This is a genomic window from Vibrio sp. 1562 (genome assembly GCF_033340155.1).
In the GTDB taxonomy this organism is placed as follows: domain Bacteria; phylum Pseudomonadota; class Gammaproteobacteria; order Enterobacterales; family Vibrionaceae; genus Vibrio; species Vibrio alginolyticus.
Map to the genome: position 1 here is coordinate 1 of NZ_JAWOVY010000602.1, position 573 is coordinate 573.

Genomic DNA, 573 nt, shown 5'->3' on the forward strand with positions numbered 1-573 from the left:
TTAACGAAGAAAACCCTGAAGTCATGGCGGCTCGTGAATTGCGTATTCCTATTGTTCGCCGAGCAGAAATGTTGGCTGAACTGATGCGATTCCGTCATGGTATCGCTGTTGCGGGCACACATGGTAAAACCACCACCACAGCACTAGTCACACAAATCTATTCCGAAGCAGGCCTTGATCCAACGCTTGTAAACGGCGGTCTAGTAAAGAGCGCGGGCACCGATGCGCGCTTGGGCTCTAGCCGTATTCTGATTGCAGAAGCGGATGAGAGCGACGCCTCTTTCTTGCACCTGCAACCTATGGTGAGCATCGTTACCAACATCGAAGCTGACCACATGGATACCTACGGTGGTGACTTCGAAACATTGAAACAAACCTTCATTGATTTTCTTCACAACCTGCCGTTTTATGGCCAAGCCATTGTCTGTATCGATGATCCAGTGATTCGTGAGCTGATTCCGCGTATTAGCCGTCAAGTGATCACCTACGGCTTTTCTGACGATGCGGACGTGCGTATCGAAAATTATCATCAAGAAGGTCAGCAAGGTAAATTTACAGTAGTACGTAAAGGCC

At 48.7% G+C, this 573-nt stretch carries 1 protein-coding gene; it reads left to right on the forward strand.

Translation table 11 applies throughout. The annotated features are described in order from the left end of the window. Positions 1-573 (forward strand): Mur ligase family protein (locus R7Z49_RS26640; RefSeq protein ID WP_318112671.1); only part of this gene is annotated, 573 nt, incomplete at both ends.